The sequence below is a fragment of the Mesorhizobium sp. L103C131B0 genome, from assembly GCF_000502275.1.
GTDB lineage: Bacteria > Pseudomonadota > Alphaproteobacteria > Rhizobiales > Rhizobiaceae > Mesorhizobium.
Genome location: NZ_AYXC01000008.1, coordinates 104,275 through 124,578, shown reverse-complemented (window position 1 = coordinate 124,578; position 20,304 = coordinate 104,275). Strand labels below are relative to the sequence as shown.

Sequence of the window (20,304 nt, the reverse complement as noted above, 5' to 3'; positions counted from 1 at the left end):
ATGAAATTTGGCTTCGAAGAGGCTCAAACAAAGTACAGCAGTGGCTCGCAGCGGGCCAGAATTTGGACCGAACAGTGGGTTTCGCAATGGATTTACTGCCCTAACTGCGCCAGCTCTCATGTTACTCAGTTTCCTGCAAACCTGCCTGTCGCCGACTTTCTCTGCAGCAATTGCAATGATCAGTTTGAACTGAAGAGCCAGAAGAAAACCTTCGGCGCAAAGGTTGCTGACGGAGCGTACTTTACCAAAATCGAGAGATTGGCATCTTCAACCAACCCGAATTTGATATTGCTGAACTATGATTTGGTGCGGATGGCGGTATTGAACGTCTTTATGGTGCCAAAGCACTTCTTCGTCCCCGACATAATCGAAAAAAGGAGCCCACTGGCGTTAACGGCCAGAAGAGCAGGCTGGATCGGCTCCAACATATTGCTCGGTCGTATACCGGACTCGGGGCGAATCCACATTGTTCGAAACGGTGTCGCGGTTCCGAAAGAAACCGTCTTCGCACAATGGCAAAAGACGCTCTTTCTTCGTCAGGAAGACGCGGACGCGCGCGGCTGGCTAATCGAAGTCATGAAATGCATCGACTTAATTGGTTCTCCAGAGTTCGATATCGAGCAAATTTATGCGTTCGAAGGACGACTGAGTTTGCTGTATCCAAATAACAGGAATGTGCGGCCAAAAATTCGTCAGCAATTGCAGCGCCTCAGAGATAATCGATATCTCGATTTTGTGTCCCGTGGTCGCTATCGTGTTAGACGTAGTCCGCCATGACGTAACGACACGAGAGCTTCTTCCAATGGCATGGTATGCCAATCACTACGAATGCTACAGATGCAGCGAGCATTGGGCCGATGAGTGGTCCTGTAGGTGCGATGACGAGTGCCCGAATTGCGGTGCACGTCATTCGACGCCTGTTGAGAGTGAGGACCTTACGTTTCAGATCATTGCGGAAGCGGATGGTTTTGTTGTTCTGAAATCACCAGATAGCGCAGAACATTCTCCCGACTACGAAGAAGTCGGACGCTTCGCTAGCGAGACGCTAGCGAAGCGATTTGTCGTTCAGTTCCAAGCCGCCTAGATTTCGACGGTTTCGAATATTCCGGCAGTTATCACCGCGTCAGCCTCTTGTAGGTCATCCTGTGCGGGTTGACGGCCTCGGGGCCGAGCCGGCGGATCTTGTCCTGCTCGTAGTCCTCGAAATTGCCCTCGAACCATTCGACATGGCTGTCGCCCTCGAAGGCGAGGATGTGGGTGGCCAGACGGTCGAGGAACATACGATCGTGCGAGATGATGACGGCGCAGCCGCCAAAGTTTTCCAGCGCGTCTTCGAGCGCCGCCAGCGTTTCCGTGTCAAGGTCGTTGGTCGGTTCGTCGAGCAGCAGCACATTGCCGCCGGTCTTCAGCATCTTTGCCAAATGCACGCGGTTGCGCTGGCCGCCGGAGAGGTTGCCGACCTTCTGCTGCTGGTCCCCGCCACGGAAGTTGAACGACGCGCAATAGGCGCGCGTGTTGGCCTCGAACTTGCCGAGCTTGACCACTTCTGCGCCGCCGGAAATCTCCTCCCACACCGTCTTTGACGGATCGAGCGCATCGCGGCTCTGGTCGACATAGCCGAGCTTCACCGTTTCGCCGATGCGGACAGAGCCGGCATCCGGCGTTTCCTGGCCGGTGATCATGCGGAACAGCGTCGTCTTGCCGGCGCCGTTCGGGCCGATGACACCGACGATGCCGCCCGGCGGCAGCTTGAATTCCAGGCCTTCGATCAAAAGCGTGTCGCCAAAGCCCTTCGACAGGCCTTCCGCCTCGATCACCACATTGCCGAGCCGCTCGCCATGCGGAATGACGATCTGCGTATCGCTCGGACGCCGCTTGTCGGCTGCATCCAGCAGGTCCTGGAACGCCTGGATACGCGCCTTGGACTTGGTCTGGCGGGCTTTCGGGCTGGACTGGATCCACTCGCGCTCGCGGCCGATAGCGCGCTGGCGGGCGTCGTCCTCGCGGCCTTCCTGCTTGAGGCGCTTGGCCTTGGCTTCGAGGTATTTGGTGTAGTTGCCCTCATAGGGAATGCCGCGGCCGCGATCGAGCTCGAGGATCCATCCCGTGACATTGTCGAGGAAGTAGCGATCGTGGGTGATGATCATCACGGCGCCGGGATAGGCGCGCAGATGCTTTTCCAGCCACGCCGTGGTCTCGGCGTCGAGATGGTTGGTCGGTTCGTCGAGCAGCAAGAGGTCGGGCTGACGCAGCAGCAGCTGGCAGAGCGCGACGCGGCGGCGCTCACCGCCCGAAAGCTTGGTGACCTCGGAATCCTTGGGCGGGCAGCCCAGCGCTTCCATCGCCATCTCGACCTGCTGTTCGAGATCCCACAAATTGAGCCGGTCCATCTCGTCCTGGAGCTTGGCGGACTCATCGGCCGTCTCGTCGGAGTAGTTCATCATCAATTCGTTGTAGCGCTCGATGATGGCGGTCTTGGCGGCGACACCTTCCATGATGTTCTCGAACACGGTCTTGTCCGGGTCGAGTGCCGGCTCCTGCGCCAAGTAGCCGACGGTGGCGCCTTCGGCCAGCCAGGCTTCGCCGTTCCACTCCTTGTCGAGCCCGGCCATGATCTTGAGGATCGTCGACTTGCCCGAGCCGTTGGGGCCGAGGATGCCGATCTTGGCGTCGGGATAGAAGGAGAGATGGACATTCTCAAGCACCTTCTTGGTGCCATAGGCCTTGTTGAGGCCGGCCATGTGATAGATGAACTGGCGTGCCACGCGCGCTTCCCTTGATGATTGACCGAAATGTCGGATTGAATGGAGGTTGGCCGCTATGTAGGCGATGCCGGGCCGAACGGCAATCGCTTTTGCCATTTCAAGCCGGGTGTACACCGCACGTTAAGTTTTCCGCCGGTTGTAGGGCGCGTTGAAATCCCCGGTTAACCCTTCAGCGTCAAAACAGGATCGATCGCTGACCTGTCGCGATCGAAAGTAAAGATCGGACCGAAGGTAGTGCTGAACAGTTTCCTGCTCCTTGCCGAAGCGGTCGTCTACTTCAGCGTCATGGTCACGCTGTTCCGCTTCAGGGATCGCATCGGCCTCGGCGTCTTCGTCTGCGCGCTGGGCGCCATGCATTTCCTCGAAACCTATCTCGCCAGCGTCTTCTATGTCGCCCTGCCCTTCGGCATGGTCTCGCCAGGCTCGGCGGTGCTGTTTTCCGGCAAGCTGGTGATGCTGCTTCTGCTCTACATGAAGGAAGATGCGGCCACGGTGCGCCAGCCGATCTATGGCCTTTTGCTCGGCAACGCCTTGATGATCGGGCTGGTCCTGATCCTGCGCCTGCACGATATTTCAGCCCTTTCCGACGGCAAGCTTCCCGATATCGGTTTCATCGACCAGTTGGGCTGGCTCATGGTGTGGGGCACGACGCTGCTCTTCATCGACGCCATCCTGATCATCCTGCTTTACGAAAAGCTCGGGCGTTATCTGCGCAAGGCGCCGTTCTCCCGCATCCTGATTTGCGTCGCCTGCGTGCTCACCTTCGACCAGGCCGGATTTTTCACCGCCCTGCATTTCGTCGCAGGCGCACCCATTGCGGTCTTCTTCGGCGGCTGGTTGGCCAAGATGGGTGCCGCTTTTGCCTACAGCGCCATGCTTGTCGCCTACCTCAGATGGTTCGAAACGCGTCAGGTCGTGGCACCCCGCGGGCTGTCCGACGTCTTCGACACGTTGACCTATCGCGAGCGCTACGAAGCCCTGGTCGAACATGTCGGCCGCGACGGCCTCACCGGCCTCTTGCACAGGGGACGCTTTGACAGCGACGGCGAACGTCTGGTTGCCGTCAGCCTGCGCACGGCCCAGCCGCTCAGCCTGCTGATCGTCGACGTCGATCATTTCAAGTCGATCAACGATCGCTTCGGCCATGCCGAAGGCGACAGGGTGCTGAGATCGATCGCCCAGGTGCTGACCCAGGCGGCCGGCGCGCACGATCAGGTTTTCAGGATCGGCGGCGAGGAGTTCGCCATCCTTTGCTCGCAACCGCATGCGGTCGCCAGATTGCTCGGCGAAAACATTCGCCAGGCCGTCAAGACGTGCGCAAACCGCTTCGACATCAGCGTCAGCGCCGGCATCGCCACTGTCGACGGGACCGTAGGCTCGCTTGCCGATCTCTTCGCCCTTGCCGACGAGCGTCTCTATAAGGCCAAGTCCACCGGGCGCGACCGCGTCATCGGAGAACCGAGGGACGATGCCGAAGACCTCAGCACGCGGACAGTGTCCACGCGCGGCGTCAGCGGATAAGGCTGTCAGCTCCGCTTGCGTTGATGCAACGCGCCGACCGCAACTGAAACGGCTATCAGCGCGATGGCCAGCCATTTCAGCGTGGTGATGATCGGACTGGCGTCGATGTCATAAGCGATGAACAACAGAATGCCGGGCACCAGCAGGCCGCACATGACCAGCATGATGCGGTTGATCTGCCAAGACACTTTTGCTGCCAGCGCTTCGTCACCGGCTTCGCCGACAAGACCGGCGCGCATCTCCCGGGAGATGGCCAACGCGCTCGACAGGCGCATGGAGATCGGCAAGCCGAGCCCGATTATGAGGAAGGCACACGCCGCCAGCAGAGCCGAGAATTTGAGCGCGCTGGTCTCGGCCGGCACCGGAAACAAAAGTGTCGCCAGCGGCAGGAAGACACAGCCGATGCCGAGCGCGGCAATGGCGATGAAGATCGCGGCATTGACCCAAGTGAACAGCTGGTAGCGGCCTGCCCCGATCGGCGCGGCAAGCACGCGCATGCGCGCCCACTCGGCATCGGTATAGGAAAAGCCCGGCCATTCCATGCGGCCATCTTTTATGGCGGTCATCCCCCTGGCCCAGAAAGCCAGCCGCGCCAGCCCGCCTGATGTCATGCCACTCATCGCCACCCCCGCCGAATGAAACACATCCAGACCATATCACCGCGTCACTGCCAAGCGGCAGACGGATATCCTATTGGAATCCGGCCGCATCGACCGAGCCCTTCGGACAGCCCGCCTTGGTCGTCGGCGCCGAGGCGAGCATGAGAGTGCCCAGCGAACTGTCGGGGCCGATCGGGCCGGTCAGGCCGAGCGTCAGCTCGCCGATCAGCCGCCTGCCGCTCGACGGATCGACCAGGCAGGAGACACGCACCCGCGCGCCCGCCCCGGCTCCGAAGGCGCTGTCGAAGGTGCTGCGGATCTGGTCCGAAGTCAGTTGCTTGCCGACGTTCCTGGTGAAGAGCTCGCGCACAGGCGAGGCATTCACCGCCCGCATCAGATTCAGCGCCTCGGCAAAATACTCCTGCTGGCTCTTGCCGTAGCAGGTGCCGTGCTTGATCCATTCATGCCGTTCGAGCTTGGAGGCGGTGCCAGGCATCACCTGGTCGAGTTCGGCGCGCGTATTGGCATCGAGGTTGACCGGCGGCAGGTCGGCCCAATGGGCCGGATTATCATTGGCCTTGTCGCTCGCCGGCACCTGGCAATAGAAATTGCCGTCCGGTTGCGGCCACAGACCATGCAAGGTGAAATGCGACGCGTCGAAGCCGCCCGCCGTCTGCGCCTGGCATTCGGGCTTGCTCGACTTGGTTTCGCAGAAGGCCGGCTGCCAGCTCAGCGCGAAAACATATTCGGGTTTTCCCGAAGCCGCAGGCTTGCCCTGATCGGCGGGCGCGGCCGGCAGGGCGGCTGCGCTGCCGCCGATGACATGACCGCAGCTGATCTTGACCCAGCGACGCTCAGGATCGGCGCCCGGCACGCGGATGAGGTAATGCGTCGGCGCATCCTTGTTGCCGGCCAGGAGGTCGTAGCTCTGTCCAGCCGTTGTCGCGATATTGCCGGGGTTCTTGCCGCTCTTGATTGCCTGCGTCGCCGGGCAAGCCGCATCGGCCACGAAGGAGCCGCTCATCTTCACATCGGCGCGCGCTAGGCCGACACCGGCCAGCGCCACCAACACCGCACCCCATATCGCCGATATCCGCATTCCAGCACTCCTAGCGTTTCATAGCGCAAGCTAGAAACGTGCGACATGTCAGAATTACGATTTCTTTCGTCCGCCGCAAAAAACAATCGCTCGGTCGATCAGACCCCGCCCTCCTCGACCCGCTTCGTCAACATACGCAGCAGATCAAGCGCGCTCTCAAGCACGCGAGGCTCGATGCCTTCGCTGATGCGGTTGGCCCAGACATGCTGGCGCGTGCCGATATCCCTGATCGCGGCCCGGCCGGCATCGGTCATCGCCAGGAGCTTGGCTCGGCGGTGCGCCGGGTTGTCCGCATAGGCGGCAAGCCCTTCGGCGGCCAGAATGTCGGCAAGGCGCTGCACGCTCTGGCGGGCAAGCCCCATGTCGCGGGCAATGTCGGCCACCGATTTCGGCTCCTTCAGCACCGCGCCCAGAACCTGCCAGCGCGCCGCCGTCAGCCCGGCAGGCTCCGCCAGCCGGTCGGCCGCGTCGAGAAACCCGCCATTCAGCCGGAACACGGCAAGCACCAGTTCGGTGAGCACATCTCCGGCTTCGGTCCTGCTTGTCATTTCTGGCCGGCCTCGATGGTGGAAACGAAGGTGTTGACGGATTCAGCCACCGCCTCCGGCTTGTCAAGCATCACCCAATGGCCGGAACCGGCGACGGTTCTGTGGCCAATTCGGCTGCACAGCCGAAACAGGGCCGCCGCATTGTCATTGGCCTCCGTAGCCAGCACGAAGATCGGCCCGCGATAGGCGTCGAGCGTCGGTTCGGGATTCCATTCCGCCAGCGCCTTGCCGACGCCTGCCCGAGCCGCCGGATCGACCACCGCCGCATCGGCGAGGACCCGTTTGCGGACATCTGGATTGGATCCGGCGATCGAGGTGTAATAAGCGCTCAGGACGTCGCCGCCGTTTGGCCCCGCCAGATCGCGCACGAACCCGTCGCGAATCTCTTTGGGCAGGGCGCGCGGATCGGTCGCCGGATCGACCAGCAGGATGCCGGCAACACGGTCGGCATGGCCGGCGGCATAGGCGAGCGCGGCCCCACTGCCGCCGCTATGTGCAACGAGGACAAACCGCTTCAGGCCGAACGCATCGGCCACCGCACCAATATCGTCGGCACGGCCGTCATAGCCGTAGTCGGCATCAGCTGCAGGCGCCGATGCGCCATGGCCGCGAAAATCGAAGGCGACCGCCTCACGGCCACCTGCGGTGAGCTGCATCACCCGGTTCCACTGTGTGGCGCGGCTGCAATCACCATGCGCGAACAGGATCGGCAGGCCGCCGCCGGATTTGATGTCGTAGCCGGCAAGCTGGCCCTGCGGGCCGGCAATGGTTGAGGTCTTCATGGTCATCTCCCTGGTTTTGCTGGATGCAATGCCGGGCAGGAGCATTGCGGATGACAGGCTCGCCAGCAGAAACGCGCGGCGCGAAACGGTTTTCATGGTCATGCTCCGATCCAATTGACAGTATGCTGTCATATAACCAAATTGACAGCAAGCTGTCAATAGTGACCCCGGCTGATTTCGACCTCCCCTTGACGTCGGTCCCGCCGTCGCCCAACAGTCGCCGAGGGAGCGAGACATGGCATTTGACAAGCAGACGACGCTGGCCTCTCCGACCGGGGCCACGCTCAACCTCTATGTGAAGCACGCGGGGGGCTCTCCACGCGCGGTAGTCCAGGTCAATCACGGCCTGGCCGAACATGCGGCGCGCTATGCCCGCTTCGCCGATTACCTCAGCACCCGCGGCTTTCATGTCTACGTCCACGACCATCGCGGCCATGGCGCGACCAAGGCGCCCGATGCCCCGCTCGGCAGGTTCGCCGGCACAGGCGGCCCGGCCAAGGTGATCGCCGATGTCGATGCCGTCCACGATTTGATCGCAAGGGAGCAGCCCGGCCTGCCGGTCATCCTGTTCGGCCATTCGATGGGTGCGTCGGTGGCGCTCAACTACCTCCTGGCGCACTCGCCGCGCGTCCACGCCGCGGCGATCTGGAACGGCAATTTCTCACAAGGCTTGCTCGGCCGGCTTGCGCTCGCCATCCTCGCTTATGAGCGCTTCAGGCTCGGCTCCGATGTCCCCTCACGCATCTTGCCCAGGCTGACCTTCCAGGCCTGGGGCAAGGCGGTGCCCAGCCACAAGACGCTCTTCGACTGGCTGTCGCGCGACGAGGCAGAAGTGGCGAAATACATTGCCGACCCGCTGTGCGGCTGGGATGCCTCGATCTCGATGTGGCGCGATGTCGTGGAGATGGCGCAGAAAGGCGGCAAGGATGCGGGCTTTGCCGGCATCAGGCGCGACCTGCCCGTCAGCATCGTCGGCGGCGAGAAGGATCCGGCCTCCGACTATGGCAAGGGCATCGACCATCTCGCCAAGCGCATGCGCGCGATGGGCTTTTCGAATCTGGTTTCAAAGGTTTACGCCGACACCCGCCACGAAAGCTTGAACGAGGTGAACCGCGACTCCGTCATGACCGATTTTGCCGCGTGGGCCGATGGTGTGTTGAAACGCTGACATCGCTGGCCCACCGCAAGGCCCGTGACAGCGGCATCCCGGGTTGATAGAGGCTGCGGTTCCGACCCGTTTTTGGTGATTTATGGCTGAACCTCCGCTGAAAGGCGTCCGCGTCGTCGAACTCGCCCGCATCCTGGCCGGCCCGTGGGCAGGACAATTGCTGGCCGATCTCGGCGCCGATGTTATCAAGGTCGAGAGCCCTGATGGCGGCGACGATACCCGCAAATGGGGTCCGCCCTTCGTCATGAGCCATGATGGCGAGAACCTGTCGGCCGCCTATTACCACTCCTGCAATCGCGGCAAGCGCTCCATCGCGGTCGATTTCTCGACGCCCGAAGGGGCCGAGACGGTGCGCCGGCTGGTTGCCACGGCCGACGTTCTGATCGAGAACTTCAAGCTCGGCGGCCTGAAGAAATACGGGCTCGATTACGAGAGCCTGAAGGCGATCAATCCAAAGCTCGTCTACTGCTCGATCACCGGCTTCGGCCAGGACGGGCCTTACGCCCCACGCGCCGGCTATGATTTCATCATCCAGGCCATGGCCGGCATGATGTCGATCACCGGCGAGGTCGGGCGCGAGCCGCAAAAGGCCGGGGTCGCTATTTCCGACATCTTCACCGGCCTCTATTCGGTGATCGCCATCCAGGCAGCGCTTCGCCATGCCGAAAAGACCGGCGAAGGCCAGCATATCGACATGGCGCTGTTCGACACGCAGATTTCCGCACTCGGCAACCAGAACCTCAACTATCTCGTCTCCGGCAAGGCGCCGGTGCAGATGGGCAATGCGCATATGAACATTGCGCCCTATGAGGTTGTCCCGGTCAGGGACGGCCACATCATCCTGGCGGTCGGCAATGACGGCCAGTTCGCCAAATTCTGCGCTGCCGTCGGTCTCGACCATCTCTCAGCGAATCCCGATTTCGCCACCAATCCGGCCCGCGTCGCCAACCGGGTGAAGTTGCGCGAGCACTTGATCGAGACGCTGAAGAATTGGGATCGCGACCCGTTGCTGGCCAGGCTCGAAGCGGCAAGCGTGCCGGCGAGCCCGATCAACGACATCGGCCAGATGTTTGCCGACCCGCAGACGATCGCACGCGGCATGCGCCTCGACCTCGACGATGGCCATGGCAATCGTCTGCCCTCGGTGCGCGCGCCGATGGTGATGTCCGGCACACCGCTGGTCTATGAACGCCCTTCGCCACGCCTTGGCGAACATACCGAAGAAATTCTTGCCGAACTGGAGAAGTCTGGACGATGAAGACCGGTGGACAACTGATTGTCGACGCACTCGAGGCGAACGGCACCGACCGCATCTTCTGCGTGCCCGGCGAATCCTATCTCGCGGTGCTCGACGCATTGCATGACTCGCCCATCCGCACCATTGTCTGCCGACAGGAAGGCGGCGCCGCCATGATGGCCGACTGCCAGGGGCGGCTGACCGGCCAGCCCGGCATCTGCTTCGTCACCCGCGGCCCCGGCGCCACCAATGCGTCGGCCGGCATTCACATTGCCATGCAGGATTCGATACCCGTCATCCTGTTCATCGGCCAGGTCGCCAGCCACGCCAAGGAGCGCGAGGCTTTCCAGGAGGTCGACTACAAGCGCTTCTTCGGCGACATCGCCAAATGGGTGGTGGAGATCGACGATGCCGCGCGCATCCCCGAACTCGTCACCCGCGCCTTTGCTGTCGCGACATCGGGCCGCCCCGGCCCCGTCGTCGTCTCGCTGCCGGAGGACATGCTGACCAGTCTTGTCGACGCGCCCGCGGCCTTGCCGCACACGCCGGTCGAAACCCGGCCCGGCGAAGCCGAACTCGATGCTTTGGAAAAGCTTCTGGCCAAAGCCAAGCGTCCCTTCGTCATCCTCGGCGGCACACGCTGGGACGAGGAAGCGGTGGCACGTATGCGCACCATTGCCGAGGCCTGGTCGCTGCCGGTCGGCTGCTCCTTCCGCCGCCAGATGCTGTTCGACCATCTGCACCCGAACTATGCCGGCGATGTCGGCATCGGCATCAACCCGAAGCTGGCCACCGCCATCAAGCAGGCCGACCTGGTGCTGCTGATCGGCGGCCGCATGGGCGAGATGCCGTCCTCCGACTATACGCTGCTGAAGAGCCCTTACCCCGACCAGACGCTGGTCCATGTCCATGCCGATGCCGGCGAACTCGGCCGTGTCTACCGGCCGGCCCTGGCGATCAACGCTGCGCCGTCAGCCTTCGTCGAAGCCTTCGCCAAGCGCAAGCCAACCTCCACGCCAGCCTGGGCGGATGAGACAGCGAAAGCACACGCTGCCTACCTCGACTGGTCGACGCCTCCTGAGACCGGCCCCGGCACGGTCCAGATGGGGCCGATCATGAACTATCTGGAAAAGATCTTGCCCGATGACGCCATTTTCACCAACGGCGCCGGCAATTACGCCACCTGGGTGCACCGCTTCCACCGCTTCCGCCGCTTCGCCACCCAAGGCGCGCCGACCTCCGGTTCGATGGGTTACGGCACCCCGGCCGCGGTCGCCGCCAAGGCGCTCCATCCCGACCGCACCGTGATCGCCTTTGCCGGCGACGGCTGCTTCCTGATGAACGGACAGGAATTCGCCACCGCCGTGCAATACGACCTACCGATCATCGTCATCGTCGTCAACAACGGCATCTACGGCACCATCCGCATGCACCAGGAGCGCGACTATCCCGGCCGCGTCGTCGCCACCGATCTGAAGAACCCTGACTTTGCCGCTCTTGCCCGCGCCCATGGCGGCCACGGCGAGACGGTCGAGAACACGGCAGATTTTGCCCCTGCCTTCGAGCGGGCCCGCGCCAGCGGCAAGCCGGCGATCGTCGAAATCAGGCTCGATCCCGAGGCGATCACGCCGACGCGGACGATGACGCAGATCCGCGACAAGAGCTGAGTGCCGACAAAAGGTATAGGCCGAGTTGTCCGGCAGGACAGAGGGGGGTGCTGTCCCGCCGACTTTCGTCAGCAGTCAGACCGCTGCCAGCGCCTGCGTCAGGTCGGCGATAAGATCGTCCGGATGCTCGACGCCGATCGACAGCCTGACCGTGGTCTCCAGCACGCCGATGCGCTGGCGCACGTCGAAGGGAATGCCGGAGTGCGTCATCGCCGCCGGGTGGCTGGCGAGTGACTCCGTGCCGCCAAGGCTCACCGCCAGCTTGAATATTTGCAGCCCGTTGAGAAAGGCGAAGGCCGCCTTCTCTCCGCCCTTGATATCGAAAGAAAATGTCGAGCCGGCGCCGCTGCATTGCGCTTTGTAGGCCCGTCCCGCTGCCGTGTCCTCGCCCAGGAACGGCAGGTAATGCACCTTTCCCACCTTGGCGTGATCGCGCAGGAATTCAGCCACGAGCCGCGCATTGTCGTTGGCGCGCTCCATGCGGATCGACAGCGTTTCCAGCGAGCGGCCGAGCATCCAGCAGGAATGCGGATCGAGCTGCGTGCCGATTGCGCCGCGCAGCGCCTTGATTGGCTTGGTCACCGCCTTGCTGCCCATCGCCGCACCGGCGATCAGGTCGGAATGGCCGCCGACATATTTGGTCAGCGAATAGACGGAGACATCGGCGCCATGTTCGATCGGCCGCTGGAACACCGGGCCGAGCAGCGTGTTGTCGCAGACGATGATCGGCGTTGATCCTTGGCTTGCGCCGATCTCGTCGGCAAACTTCCGGATCAGTGCGATGTCGACCAGGCTGTTGGTCGGATTTGACGGCGTTTCGATGAGAATGACCGAGACACGCCCCTTCGCCACCGCTGCATCAGCAGCGGCCCGCACCGCCTTCTCGTCGACGCCGTCGGCGAAGCCGACAGCGCCGATGCCGAAGCCGGACAGCGTGCGCGTCAAAAGCGTCTCAGTGCCGCCGTAAAGCGGCTGCGAATGCAAGATGACATCGCCCGGACGGGCATAGGCGAGCAGCGTGGTGGCGATCGCCGACATGCCGGACGAGAACAGGATGCAGGCGTCCGTTCCCTCATAGACCGCCAGCCGGTCCTCGACGATCTCGGAGTTGGGATGATTGAAGCGCGAATAGACCAGGCCGGACGCCGTGCCGCTCGGCGGCTCCTTGCGGCCGGATGTGTAGTCGAAGAAGTCGCGCCCCTCCTCCGCCGATTTGAACACGAAGGTCGAGGTCAGGAACACCGGCGGCTTGACGGCGCCTTCCGACAGTTGCGGATCGAAGCCATAGCTCAACATCAACGTTTCCGGATGGAGCTTGTGGTTGCCGATGTGGGTTTTCGACGGGCGCGGCGCGGTCATGGCTTTTCCTGCGTTCTGGAGGAGTCTCGTCCAGCAATTTATGCGATCCCGGTCCACCAGTCCTTGCTATTTTCGGCCTCGCATGGCTGCATCCCGGCAACAAATTGCCGAGCGAGAGCAAAAGTGCAACAGAAGATAGCCGACGATTTCGACCGCAAGATCCTGCGCGAGCTGCAGGCCGACGCCCGCATCACCAACAATGAGCTTGCGGAGCGCATCGGCCTGTCGCCGTCGCCATGTTTGAGGAGGGTACGCCGGCTGGAGGAGGCCGGCATTATCCGGGGCTATACCACGCTGGTCGACCCGGCCGCCTTCGGCTGGAACATGGTCGCCATCGCCACCGTCCGGCTCAGCCGCCAGAACGAGGACGAGATCGTCATGTTCGAAGACGCCATCCGCGGTTGGGAAGAGGTACTGGAATGCCACCTCGTCACCGGGTCACGCGATTATGTGTTGAAAGTGGTGACCGGCAGCCTCGAACAGTACGAGCGCTTCATCAAGGAAAAGATCGCGCGGCTGAAATGCGTCGCGTCGATCGAGACCAGCTTCGTCATGAACACCATAAAGGAACGGCGCCTCTGACATTTGGTCAAAGGCGCCGCTCTCGAGGTCGAAATTGCCTGGCCAGGCTTATTTGATCGCCTTGTCGGTGATGGCTGTGGTGTAGGCGCCGGTCGGCGCCTTGGTGATGATCTTCTGGTCGAGCAGCGCCTTGGCGGTGCGCTCGTAGGTCGCCGGGTCGAGCTTGCCGTCGGCATTGTCGATCAGCTTGGCGACTTCGCTCATCATCCGCTTCTGGTGGTTTTCGTCCTGGCCACCGCCGTCCATGACAATGCCCGCGGCCTCGTCATTGTTGTCGATGGCATATTTCCAGCCCTTCATCGAGGCGCGCACGAAACGCACCATCTTGTCTTCGAAAGCCGGATCCTTGAGCTTGTCTTCCGAGGCATAGAGCCCGTCCTCAAGCAGGTCGTTGCCCATCGCCGAGTAGTTGAACACGGTGAGCTGGTCCGGCTTGTAGCCGGCATCGATCAGCTGCCAGTACTCGTTGTAGGTCATGACCGAAATGCAATCCGCCTGCTTCTGGATCAGCGGCTGCACGTCGAAGCTCTGCTTCAAAACCGTGACGCCGTCCGGGCCGCCTTCGGTCTTCAGGCCGAGCTTGTTCATCCAGGCGTAGAATGGATATTCGTTACCGAAGAACCAGACGCCCAGCGTGTGACCCTTGAAATCGGCTTCGGTCTTGATCGGGCCGTCCTTCGGGCAGACCAGCTCCATACCGGCCTTCTTGAACGGCTGGGCGATGTTGACCAGCGGCACGCCCTTTTCGCGCGCGGCGAGCGCCCCGCCCATCCAGTCGACGATGACGTCGGCGCCACCGCCGGCGATCACCTGCTCGGGTGCGATATCGGGACCGCCCGGCTTGATGTCGACGTCGAGGCCTTCTGCTTCATAAAAACCCTTGGCCTTGGCGACATAGTAGCCGGCAAACTGCGCCTGCGTGACCCATTTCAGCTGCAAGGTCACCTTGTCGGCGGCCATTGCCTGGAACGCGGCCAGCGACATCGCGCCGGCCAGCATCGGAATGATCAGTCTTTTCATGTTTTTACCCTCTGAAGTTAACACCCGAACCCACCGCCCTATCCACCACGGACAGAGGGATGCCAAAACGTGACGGCTCTCTCGACGAGAGCGACCACGCCATAAAAGACCGAACCCGCCAGTGCTGCAACTGCGATTTCGGCCCAGACCATGTCGATGTTCATCCGCCCGACCTCGGTCGAGATGCGAAAGCCCATGCCGACCACAGGCGTGCCGAAGAACTCGGCGACGATGGCGCCGATCAGCGCCAGCGTCGAGTTGATCTTGAGCGCGTTGAAGATGAAGGGCGCTGCCGCCGGCAGTCTGAGCTTCAAGAGTGTTGGCCAGTAGCCCGACGCATACGTGCGCATCAAATCGCGCTCCATATGGCCGGAGGCGGCAAGACCGGCAACCGTGTTCACCAGCATTGGGAAGAAGGTCATGATGATGACGACCGCGGCCTTGGACGGCCAGTCGAAGCCGAACCACATCACCATGATCGGCGCCACACCGATGATCGGCAGCGCCGAGACCATATTGCCGATCGGCAGCAGACCGCGGCGCAGGAACGGCACCCGGTCCGCGGCGATGGCCACCAGGAAGCCGGCGCCGCTCCCGACGATGTAGCCGAAGATCACCGCCTTGAAGATGGTCTGCCTGATATCGGCGCCGAGCACCGGCAGGGAACTGGCGATGCGCACACCGATGGCGCTCGGCGGCGGCAAAAGGATGAAGGGAATGCCGGCGCCACGCGTCACCGCTTCCCATATGATCAGGATCCAGGCGCCGAAGATCGCCGGGATGATGAGGCGCAGCGCCATCCGCGCCCCTTTTGCCATAGGCCGAAGCCCTGACAGCACCGCCACGCAGCGCCAGGCCAGCAGCCAGGCAGCGGCGAGCAGCAGGAAATACGGCGCCAATGCCTTGCCTTCGAAACCTGTAATGCCCGAGATCAGCATCCAGGCGACGAGATGAGCGCCGATGAACAGCACCGCAGCCTCGGCCAGCGGCGAAATTCTGATCATCGAGATCAGCCCTGCCAGCACGGCCAGGCCGATCATCGGGGTCTTTATTCCGAAATAGGGGTAGTCGAAGCTTGCCGTCGGGTCTGCAAGGGCGGCCGCTTCCGGCTTCGACATCGCACCGAGCGCGACGGCGACGAGGCACAGCGCAACGGCCAGCACGGCTTGCCAGGAGGGCTTCAGCCAGTTCATGCCGGCCTCCCGCCCATGGCGCGGTCAACGAGGCGCCCGGCTATGCCGACCACCATGACCAGAAGGGCCGCCACCACCGAGCCCGCCACAAGGGCGGACCAGATGTCGATGGACTGGCTGTAATAGGCACCTGCCAAAAGCTTGGCGCCGATGCCGGCGACAGCACCGGTCGGCAGTTCGCCGACAATGGCGCCGACCAGGCTCGCCGCCACCGCCACCTTCATCGAGGTGAACAGGAACGGCACCGAGGCCGGCACCCGCAGCTTCCAGAAGGTCTGCGAGACACTGGCATTGTAGGTGTGCATCAGGTCGAGATGCATGAGTTCGGGCGAGCGCAGGCCCTTCACCATGCCCACCGTCACCGGGAAGAACGACAGGTAGGTCGAGATCATCGCCTTTGGGATCAGACCGCTGATGCCGATCGCCCCCAGCACGACGATGATCATCGGCGCCACGGCCAGAATGGGAATCGTCTGGGAGGCGATGATCCACGGCATCAGGCTGCGGTCGAGCGTCGCCACATGCACGATGCCGACCGCGATGACCATGCCGAGCGCCGTGCCGAAGGCAAAGCCGAGCAACGTCGACGACAGGGTCACCCAGGCATTGTAGACGAGGCTTCGGCTCGATGTGATGGGCCGCAGGAAGGTGTTCTCGAAGAAGTTCACCGCCACCTGATGCGGCGCCGGCAGCGTCGGCTTGGGCTGCGACAGCGTCTTGCCGATGAATTCGACGGTGCCGTGGGTTTCCCCGGCGCGCCGGTCGAGGTCGCGCTGGAACGGCGCGTTGAGGATGACGGCGAAGACATACCAGAGCACCACCACGCCCAGGAGGATGGAGGTCACGGGGATGAGTTTTTCGCGGAAGGTGTCCATCAGGCGCGCTCCCCTTCTCCTCTCCCCGCCGGGAAGAGGGTGGCCGGAGCGAAGCGGAGGCCGACCACCTCCGCGTTCGTCATCCTAGGGCGGAGCGACACGAAGCGTCGTGCAGACCCTAGGATCCATTCCGTGACGTTGGCCGAGGGGTATAAGCGGTTGAGAATGTTCGCCTTCGCGGGCGCAGCGGCGTGTGCACCGTTTTGCACCGTTGCGGACCGTATAGGTAACGGTATGGATCCTAGGGTCTGCCCCGCGTCGCTTCGCTCCTTGCTTCGCCCTAGGATGACGAAGGCGTGGCGGCGACGTCCGCACTCATTCGCTACCCCCTCAATCATCATAGCTGTGCCCTGCCCGCAACCCATCGCGCACCCTGGCCGCGATCGCCAAAAATTCCGGCGTCTCGCGGATATCCAGTGGCCGCTCTTTTGGCAGCGTCGATTCGATGATGTCGGTAACCCGACCTGGGCGCGGCGACATGACGACGATGCGCGTCGACAGATACACCGCCTCGGGGATGGAATGGGTGACGAAGCAGATCGTCTTGTTGGTGCGCGCCCACAATTCCAGAAGCTGTTCATTGAGATGGTCGCGCACGATCTCGTCCAGCGCGCCGAAGGGCTCGTCCATCAGCAACAGGTCGGCGTCGAAGGCGAGCGCGCGGGCGATCGAAGCGCGCTGCTGCATGCCGCCGGAAAGCTGCCAAGGGTATTTCTTCTCGAAGCCGGAGAGGTTGACGAGCTCCATCGTGCGCTTGATGCGCTCGGCCTGCTCCGCTCTCGAAAGGCCGATGATCTCCAGCGGCAGCGCCACGTTACGCTCGATCGTGCGCCACGGGAAAAGGGCTGCCGCCTGGAAGACGTAGCCATAAGCGCGTTTCTCGCGCGCCTGTTCCGGCGTCATGCCGTTGACCGAGATCATGCCCGATGTCGGTTTTTCCAGATCGGCGATGACGCGCAGCAAGGTGGTCTTGCCGCAGCCCGATGGGCCGATGAAGGAGACGAACTCGCCCTTGCCGATGGTCAGGTCGACATTGGAGAGCGCCTCTACCGGACCGTCATTGGTCTGAAAGGTAAGGCCAAGTCTGCTTGCCGAGACGACGGCTGGCGATTGTCCCGTCATCGCTTGCTGCCTGCCTCTCGCAGCCGCCCAGGATGAAATGCCGTTGCATTCGCGTTGATGTTGCTTTCCACTCGTCCAATCCCACCCACTCGACGCCCGGAGCCTTGCCGATGTCGCCCAAACCCACTTGTCACCTTATCCGTCCTGAAAGCACTTATGAAGGCAAGCAGGGATTGACCTATTTTGCCGGCATTGCAGCCGAGACGGTCGGCTCGTCCGGCATCTGCATGCATCTGCTCACCCTGCCGCCCGGCGCCCGCGCCAAGGCGCATCTGCATGAAAGCCATGAGACGGCGATCTATGTGCTCTCGGGCGAGGTCCACACATGGTATGGCGACAGGCTCGAGAACCACATCGTCGTCAAGGCCGGCGACCTCTTCTACATCCCGGCCGGCGTACCGCATCTGCCGGCCAATATGAGCAACGCCCCGTCCTCGGCCGTCATCGCCCGCACCGATCCCAATGAACAGGAAAGCGTCGTCCTGTTGCCGGAGCTGGATGCGCTGGTGGCCTGACGCTGACGGGACTGCCGTCATTTGCACCGCGCCACTTCGCCCATGACATTGCCGTCCTCGTCGGCGACCGTCAGCTTCTTGGCGTTCTTGGCGCTGCGCTTGATGGTGAATTTGGTCGGCTCCTGTCCGTCTTCACCTTCGGCCTCGCATGTCGCCGTCACCACCAGCGAACCATCAGCCTGCGCTTGCTTCTCCGTGAAGGTGCAGGCGCTGGCGGCGGTGACCAATGCCTCGTCGGTCAAAAGCAGCATCCGATCGGCGGCGACTTCCTGGCCGTTGCGGTTGATGCAGCCATATTTGTCCCCATAGGGTTTCGTCAGGTCGATGCCTGCCGCAAGGGCCTGACCCGCAGCCAGAACGACTACCATCGCAACAGACGGCCCCAAACCGCGCGCGCTCATTCCCCCAGCTCCAACGTCACGAACACGGTTGCAACGGCCCCATTTCTTCAAGACCGGGAATGGTCACGAAGAACCCACCCTCGCCCTTGTTGGTGACCACAACGGTTTCAGCCGTCGTCCCCGCCTCGCCTTCGGCGGAACAGGTCGCATCAAGTGATTGCGTGCCCGGCGCCCACGTCAATTGCTGCGCGAACCGGCAGCCGCTGCCATAGGTCTCGATGCCCTCGGCGGTCAGCACGATATAATCGTCGCGGCCCTGAAAGCCGGCCTTTGCAAAGACACAACCGGCATCGTTGCCCCAGAAGCCCACCAGCCTCTCGGCCCCTGTTGCCGGACCAGCGACCACCATCGCCACGACCAGTGAAATGAGCGCCCCCGGGCTCCGCAACGTCAAACGCCTGTCGCCGGAATGCCGGTGCGTTCGACCTTGCGCGGCGCGGTGATGTCCTTCCAGGTCGATAGAGCCCGGTTGACCGCCGCGTTCGGCTCGCGGGCGACGAATTCGCCATGGCCGGGCTTGGCCTTGACCTCCGCTTCCTCGACCGACAATTCGCCGCGCGAAAAGACGAAGCGCGGCAGGCCGGTCACCTCAAAACCTTCGAAGACGTTGTAGTCGATCACCGATTGCTGCTTCTTCGAGGTGATGGTCTTCTTGGCGCTGGGGTCCCACACCACGATGTCGGCGTCCGCGCCTTCGACGATGGCGCCCTTCCTAGGATACATGTTGAGGATCTTGGCGATGTTGGTCGAAGTCACCGCGACGAACTCGTTCATCGTCAGCCGCCCGGTGTTGACGCCCGTCGTCCACAGCACGGGCAAGCGGTCTTCAAGCCCGCCAGTGCCGTTCGGGATCTTGGTGAAATCGCCGACGCCGTTGCGCTTCTGCTTGGTGGTGAAGGCGCAGTGGTCGGTCGCCACCACCTGCAGCGATCCCGCCTGCAGGCCGGCCCACAGCGAATCCTGGTGCAGCTTGTTGCGGAAGGGCGGACTCATGACGCGGCGCGCCGCATGGTCCCAATCCTTGTCGAAATACTCGCTTTCATCCAGCGTCAGATGCTGGATCAGCGGCTCGCCGAAAACCCGAATGCCCTTCTGGCGGGCGCGGCGGATGGCTTCGTGGCTCTGCTCGCAGGACACATGCACGACATAGAGCGGCACGCCGGCCATGTCGGCGATCATGATGGCGCGGTTGGTCGCCTCGCCCTCCACTTCCGGCGGCCGCGAATAGGCGTGTCCCTCGGGGCCATTATTGCCGGCGGCGAGCAGCTTTTGCGACAGCGCCGCAACCACGTCGCCATTCTCGGCATGAACAAGCGGCAGCGCGCCGAGATCGGCGCAGCGCTGGAACGACGCGTACATCTCGTCGTCGTCCACCATCAGCGCGCCCTTGTAGGCCATGAAATGCTTGAACGAGGTAATGCCTCTGTCGACGACGGTGGCCATCTCGTCGAACACCTGCTTGCCCCACCAGGTGATCGCCATGTGGAAGGAGTAGTCGCAGGCAGCCTTCGAGGTCTTGTTGTCCCACATCTGCAACGCTTCCAGCAGCGACTGCTGCGGCGCCGGCAGGCAGAAATCGACCACCATCGTGGTGCCACCGGAAAGGGCCGCACGCGTCCCGGACTCGAAATCGTCGGCCGAATAGGTGCCCATGAACGGCATTTCGAGATGGGTGTGCGGATCGATGCCGCCCGGCATGACGTAACAGCCGCTGGCGTCGAACTCATGGTCGCCATGCAGGTTCGAGCCGATGGCGACGATCTTGCCGTGCTGCATCAGCACATCGGCCTTCCAGGTGCGGTCGGCGGTGACGATGGTGCCGTTTCGGATGACTTTGGTCATTGTCGTGTT

The 20,304-nt window shown here is 62.6% G+C and carries 20 protein-coding genes; 7 read left to right on the top strand and 13 right to left on the bottom strand.

Annotated features, from left to right (window positions below; all coding sequences use genetic code 11):
• Positions 1–777 carry a DpnI domain-containing protein gene (locus X730_RS148775; protein WP_023826588.1) on the top strand — a complete coding sequence of 259 codons (777 nt, stop codon included), beginning with the start codon at positions 1–3 and terminating at the stop codon, positions 775–777.
• 338 nt (positions 778–1,115) lie between these two features.
• On the opposite strand, the gene ettA is transcribed toward X730_RS148775, so the two are convergent.
• Positions 1,116–2,765 (bottom strand): energy-dependent translational throttle protein EttA, encoded by a 1,650-nt coding sequence (ettA, locus tag X730_RS148780; RefSeq protein ID WP_023826587.1) that lies wholly within the window; start codon positions 2,763–2,765, stop codon positions 1,116–1,118.
• 234 nt (positions 2,766–2,999) lie between these two features.
• On the opposite strand from ettA, the gene X730_RS148785 reads away from it, so the two are divergent.
• Positions 3,000–4,286 carry a GGDEF domain-containing protein gene (locus tag X730_RS148785; RefSeq protein ID WP_023826586.1) on the top strand — a complete coding sequence of 429 codons (1,287 nt, stop codon included), beginning with the start codon at positions 3,000–3,002 and terminating at the stop codon, positions 4,284–4,286.
• A gap of 5 nt (positions 4,287–4,291) precedes the next feature.
• Here X730_RS148785 and X730_RS148790 read toward each other — a convergent pair whose 3' ends face one another.
• The 4 genes from X730_RS148790 to X730_RS01000000164505 form a co-directional block, all read right to left on the bottom strand.
• The gene (locus X730_RS148790) at positions 4,292–4,906 is read right to left on the bottom strand and encodes a hypothetical protein (protein WP_155922457.1); all 615 of its coding nucleotides are present in this window, start codon (positions 4,904–4,906) and stop codon (positions 4,292–4,294) included.
• A gap of 70 nt (positions 4,907–4,976) precedes the next feature.
• Complete coding sequence (locus X730_RS148795) at positions 4,977–5,984, bottom strand: ribonuclease (protein WP_023826584.1); 1,008 nt, start codon at positions 5,982–5,984, stop codon at positions 4,977–4,979.
• Positions 5,985–6,082: 98 nt separating this feature from the next.
• Positions 6,083–6,532 (bottom strand): MarR family transcriptional regulator, encoded by a 450-nt coding sequence (locus X730_RS148800; protein WP_023826583.1) that lies wholly within the window; start codon positions 6,530–6,532, stop codon positions 6,083–6,085.
• Positions 6,529–7,416, bottom strand: coding sequence for an alpha/beta hydrolase (locus X730_RS01000000164505; RefSeq protein WP_023826582.1), 888 nt, complete (start codon positions 7,414–7,416; stop codon positions 6,529–6,531). Before X730_RS01000000164505 ends, X730_RS148800 begins: the two co-directional genes overlap by 4 nt.
• Before the next feature lie 133 nt (positions 7,417–7,549).
• Here X730_RS01000000164505 and X730_RS148805 point away from each other — a divergent pair, with 133 nt between their 5' ends.
• The 3 genes from X730_RS148805 (at position 7,550) to X730_RS148815 (ending at position 11,386) form a co-directional block, all read left to right on the top strand.
• A complete protein-coding gene (locus X730_RS148805) occupies positions 7,550–8,482 on the top strand; it encodes an alpha/beta hydrolase (RefSeq protein ID WP_023826581.1) in 933 nt (310 codons plus the stop codon).
• Positions 8,483–8,564: 82 nt separating this feature from the next.
• Positions 8,565–9,740, top strand: a complete 1,176-nt coding sequence (locus tag X730_RS148810) for a CaiB/BaiF CoA-transferase family protein (RefSeq protein WP_023826580.1) — start codon at positions 8,565–8,567, stop codon at positions 9,738–9,740.
• Entirely contained in the window at positions 9,737–11,386 is a 1,650-nt protein-coding gene (locus tag X730_RS148815) for a thiamine pyrophosphate-binding protein (protein WP_023826579.1), read from the top strand. The genes X730_RS148810 and X730_RS148815 overlap by 4 nt, the downstream gene beginning before the upstream one ends.
• A 75-nt stretch (positions 11,387–11,461) precedes the next feature.
• On the opposite strand, the gene X730_RS148820 is transcribed toward X730_RS148815, so the two are convergent.
• Complete coding sequence (locus X730_RS148820) at positions 11,462–12,745, bottom strand: cystathionine gamma-synthase family protein (RefSeq protein WP_023725389.1); 1,284 nt, start codon at positions 12,743–12,745, stop codon at positions 11,462–11,464.
• Between the two features lie 123 nt (positions 12,746–12,868).
• On the opposite strand from X730_RS148820, the gene X730_RS148825 reads away from it, so the two are divergent.
• On the top strand, positions 12,869–13,327 hold the full coding sequence (locus X730_RS148825; RefSeq protein ID WP_023682177.1) for an Lrp/AsnC family transcriptional regulator: 459 nt from the start codon (positions 12,869–12,871) through the stop codon (positions 13,325–13,327).
• Positions 13,328–13,375: 48 nt separating this feature from the next.
• Here X730_RS148825 and X730_RS148830 read toward each other — a convergent pair whose 3' ends face one another.
• The 4 genes from X730_RS148830 to X730_RS148845 all read right to left on the bottom strand — a co-directional run bounded on the left by X730_RS148830 (position 13,376) and on the right by X730_RS148845 (position 17,537).
• Positions 13,376–14,347 (bottom strand): ABC transporter substrate-binding protein, encoded by a 972-nt coding sequence (locus tag X730_RS148830; protein ID WP_023682178.1) that lies wholly within the window; start codon positions 14,345–14,347, stop codon positions 13,376–13,378.
• A 38-nt stretch (positions 14,348–14,385) separates the two neighbouring features.
• Entirely contained in the window at positions 14,386–15,540 is a 1,155-nt protein-coding gene (locus tag X730_RS148835) for an ABC transporter permease (RefSeq protein ID WP_023826578.1), read from the bottom strand.
• Entirely contained in the window at positions 15,537–16,415 is an 879-nt protein-coding gene (locus X730_RS148840; RefSeq protein ID WP_023826577.1) for an ABC transporter permease, read from the bottom strand. The genes X730_RS148835 and X730_RS148840 overlap by 4 nt, the downstream gene beginning before the upstream one ends.
• A 330-nt stretch (positions 16,416–16,745) precedes the next feature.
• Entirely contained in the window at positions 16,746–17,537 is a 792-nt protein-coding gene (locus tag X730_RS148845; RefSeq protein ID WP_023682182.1) for an ABC transporter ATP-binding protein, read from the bottom strand.
• A gap of 104 nt (positions 17,538–17,641) precedes the next feature.
• Between X730_RS148845 and X730_RS148850 the strand changes: the two genes are divergently transcribed.
• Positions 17,642–18,052 (top strand): cupin domain-containing protein, encoded by a 411-nt coding sequence (locus tag X730_RS148850; protein ID WP_023682183.1) that lies wholly within the window; start codon positions 17,642–17,644, stop codon positions 18,050–18,052.
• Between the two features lie 17 nt (positions 18,053–18,069).
• Here X730_RS148850 and X730_RS148855 read toward each other — a convergent pair whose 3' ends face one another.
• From X730_RS148855 to hydA, 3 genes are all read right to left on the bottom strand, one after another.
• The gene (locus tag X730_RS148855; RefSeq protein ID WP_031197044.1) at positions 18,070–18,453 is read right to left on the bottom strand and encodes a hypothetical protein; all 384 of its coding nucleotides are present in this window, start codon (positions 18,451–18,453) and stop codon (positions 18,070–18,072) included.
• Between the two features lie 16 nt (positions 18,454–18,469).
• A complete protein-coding gene (locus tag X730_RS148860) occupies positions 18,470–18,763 on the bottom strand; it encodes a hypothetical protein (RefSeq protein ID WP_245260000.1) in 294 nt (97 codons plus the stop codon).
• A gap of 80 nt (positions 18,764–18,843) precedes the next feature.
• Positions 18,844–20,295 (bottom strand): dihydropyrimidinase, encoded by a 1,452-nt coding sequence (hydA, locus tag X730_RS148865; RefSeq protein ID WP_023699634.1) that lies wholly within the window; start codon positions 20,293–20,295, stop codon positions 18,844–18,846.
• Positions 20,296–20,304 lie beyond the last annotated feature (9 nt).

Excerpts from the sequence above, each read along its gene's own strand:
- X730_RS01000000164505 (WP_023826582.1), bottom strand. The coding sequence starts at position 7,416 with ATGACCATGAAAACCGTTTCGCGCCGCGCGTTTCTGCTGGCGAGCCTG.
- X730_RS148835 (WP_023826578.1), bottom strand. The coding sequence starts at position 15,540 with ATGAACTGGCTGAAGCCCTCCTGGCAAGCCGTGCTGGCCGTTGCGCTG.
- X730_RS148845 (WP_023682182.1), bottom strand. The coding sequence starts at position 17,537 with ATGACGGGACAATCGCCAGCCGTCGTCTCGGCAAGCAGACTTGGCCTT.
- X730_RS148795 (WP_023826584.1), bottom strand. The coding sequence starts at position 5,984 with ATGCGGATATCGGCGATATGGGGTGCGGTGTTGGTGGCGCTGGCCGGT.
- X730_RS148790 (WP_155922457.1), bottom strand. The coding sequence starts at position 4,906 with ATGAGTGGCATGACATCAGGCGGGCTGGCGCGGCTGGCTTTCTGGGCC.
- X730_RS148855 (WP_031197044.1), bottom strand. The coding sequence starts at position 18,453 with ATGAGCGCGCGCGGTTTGGGGCCGTCTGTTGCGATGGTAGTCGTTCTG.
- X730_RS148805 (WP_023826581.1), top strand. The coding sequence starts at position 7,550 with ATGGCATTTGACAAGCAGACGACGCTGGCCTCTCCGACCGGGGCCACG.
- X730_RS148820 (WP_023725389.1), bottom strand. The coding sequence starts at position 12,745 with ATGACCGCGCCGCGCCCGTCGAAAACCCACATCGGCAACCACAAGCTC.
- X730_RS148830 (WP_023682178.1), bottom strand. The coding sequence starts at position 14,347 with ATGAAAAGACTGATCATTCCGATGCTGGCCGGCGCGATGTCGCTGGCC.
- X730_RS148800 (WP_023826583.1), bottom strand. The coding sequence starts at position 6,532 with ATGACAAGCAGGACCGAAGCCGGAGATGTGCTCACCGAACTGGTGCTT.
- X730_RS148775 (WP_023826588.1), top strand. The coding sequence starts at position 1 with ATGAAATTTGGCTTCGAAGAGGCTCAAACAAAGTACAGCAGTGGCTCG.
- hydA (WP_023699634.1), bottom strand. The coding sequence starts at position 20,295 with ATGACCAAAGTCATCCGAAACGGCACCATCGTCACCGCCGACCGCACC.
- X730_RS148840 (WP_023826577.1), bottom strand. The coding sequence starts at position 16,415 with ATGGACACCTTCCGCGAAAAACTCATCCCCGTGACCTCCATCCTCCTG.
- X730_RS148815 (WP_023826579.1), top strand. The coding sequence starts at position 9,737 with ATGAAGACCGGTGGACAACTGATTGTCGACGCACTCGAGGCGAACGGC.
- X730_RS148810 (WP_023826580.1), top strand. The coding sequence starts at position 8,565 with ATGGCTGAACCTCCGCTGAAAGGCGTCCGCGTCGTCGAACTCGCCCGC.